The 2,702-nt window shown below is 39.0% G+C and carries 1 protein-coding gene; it reads left to right on the top strand.

The window, feature by feature from the left end:
• Positions 1-131 precede the first annotated feature (131 nt).
• A partial coding sequence (locus QNK26_RS02145) for a glutamate synthase central domain-containing protein (RefSeq protein ID WP_319220617.1) occupies positions 132-2,702 on the top strand: 2,571 nt, incomplete at its 3' end.

Raw genomic sequence — 2,702 nt, forward strand, 5'->3', positions numbered from 1 at the left:
CTCAATACGTAGTTTCCTTTTTAAAAAAGTAACATTTCGCTTTTACTTCTGTAAAACAATAACCCACATCACAATTTTAAAATCAGATAAAACGCAAGTTACTGAGCAGTTTTATTTAAAAGGATGTATTTATGATAAATGTAGAGCAGAAAGCTCAAGGCTTATATGTACCTGAGATGGAACATGATGCCTGTGGAATTGGCTTCGTTGCACATTTAAAAAATAGCAAATCACATAAAATCGTGGTTGATGCTCTTGAAATGTTAGCGCGTATGGAGCATCGAGGCGGCCAAGGCTGTGATCCATGTAGTGGTGACGGAGCGGGTATTCTTTTACAAAAACCGCACGAATTCTTAGTAACCGAAGCATTAAAAGCAGGTATCTCTTTACCTAAATTCGACCAATATGGTGTTGGTACTGTTCTATTTCCTCAAAATAAAAACCAACGTAATGAATGTCGAGATATTCTAGAGCGTAACGCTGACCGTTTAGGCTTAGAAATCATTGGTTATCGCGTACTGCCAACCGATAATTCAATGCTCGGTGCAGATCCTCTTAGTAATGAGCCACAGTTCGAACATCTATTCGTTACTGGCGGTCCAGATATGGACGCTAACGTTCTAGAGCGTAAATTATTTATTTTACGCAACTACTCGATACGCATTTGTTTACAATCTGTAGCTGGCATAGAAGATAACTTCTATATCAATACCTTTTCTTACAAAACAATTGTTTACAAAGGTCAGTTAACGACAGAGCAAGTACCTCAGTACTTCCTTGATTTACAAAACCCAAGCATGGTGACTGCATTAGCATTAGTTCACTCACGCTTTTCTACGAATACTTTCCCAAGCTGGCGTCTAGCGCAGCCTTTCCGTTATATTGCTCATAATGGTGAAATTAACACTGTTCGCGGTAATATTAACTGGATGAAAGCACGTGAAGCTTTACTTCAAGCTGAGTTCTTTAGCCGTACAGAATTAGATATGTTACTACCAATCTGTAGCGATAATATGTCTGATTCAGCTAGTTTTGATATGGCCTTAGAATTATTGGTACTTTCAGGACGTAGTTTGCCGCATGCATTAATGATGATGATTCCTGAAGCTTGGCAAGAAAACAAGAATATGGAACCAAGTCGTCGCGCATTTTACCAATACCATGCGAATATCATGGAACCATGGGACGGCCCAGCTTCTGTTTGTTTCACTGATGGTGTTCAGGTTGGTGCAACACTTGACCGTAACGGTTTAAGACCTTCTCGTTATTGTGTTACTAAAGATGACTTTTTGATCATGGCATCGGAAAGTGGTGTGGTTGATATCGCACCTGAAAATATCAAATCACGTGGCCGCTTACAGCCAGGACGTATTTTTGTAGCCGATCTTGAACAAGGTCGTATCATTTCTGATGGTGAAGTTAAAAGCAGTATTGCTACTCGCCAACCTTATGAAACTTGGTTAGACAATAATTTGGTTAAATTAGAGAACCAACCTGCGGCATTAGAACGTAACTTACAACCAAATGATGGTCAGTTATTAAAACGTCTTCAAGCTTTTGGTGTTACTTCTGAAGAGATTAGTGAAATTGTCTTACCTATGTTTGTAGATGGTAAAGAGCCGCTAGGTGCAATGGGTGCCGATTGGCCTCTAGCTGTTCTGTCGCATCAATCTCAGCATTTATCACACTATTTTAAACAGTTGTTTGCACAGGTAACTAACCCACCAATCGATCCGATTCGTGAACGTATGGTTATGTCGCTGAATACTTATTTAGGTAAAGATCAAAACCTATTAGCGGAAACACCTGAGCATTGTCATAAAGTAGAATTAGAGTCGCCAGTACTGAGTAATGCTGAATTACAAAAAATTAATGCACTAGATGATAAAAACTTACAAGCTAAAACATTAGACACATTATTCCGTGCTGATGGTACTCCGGGTAAGTTGAAAAAATCGTTAGAACGTATCTGTCGTTATGCAGAAGATGCTATTCACGATGGCTACTCAATCATTATTCTTTCAGATCGAAGTGCTACTTCAGATCACGCTGCTATTCCTGCGATGTTAGTAACGGGTGCGGTTCACCATTACCTAATCAAACGTGGTTTACGTGCGCTTTGTGATTTAGTGGTAGAAACAGGTGATGTTCGTGAAACACACCATTTTGCAACTGTAATTGGTTATGGTGCATCAGCAGTTAATCCTTACTTAATCGAAGAGATGATTGTTGATTTACAAGCGAAAAAACGTTTACCTGCTGGGAAAAGCGTAGCAGATATTTTTGCTTCATATAAATCAGCTATTGATGCTGGATTATTAAAAATATTCTCTAAAATGGGAATATCGACTATCCAGTCATACCAAGGTGCACAAATATTTGAAGCGCTAGGTATTAGCCATTCAGTGGTTGATAAGTACTTCAAAGGTACTGTGACGCGTATTCAAGGTTTAACTATTGATGATATTGCCAATGAAATCTTAGTTCGTCATCGTTTTGCTTACCCATTACGTGAAGTGCCATCACAGCGTTTAGATGTAGGTGGTGTTTACCAGTGGAAACAACGTGGTGAGAAACATTTATTTAATCCGACAACGATTTCATTACTACAGCAATCTACTCGTAATAAAGATTATGCACAGTTTAAAGACTATGCAGCAGCTGTTGATAAACAGGGTGATAACGCAGCAACATTGCGTAGC

Source organism: Moritella sp., assembly GCF_033791185.1.
Taxonomy (GTDB): Bacteria; Pseudomonadota; Gammaproteobacteria; order Enterobacterales; family Moritellaceae; genus Moritella.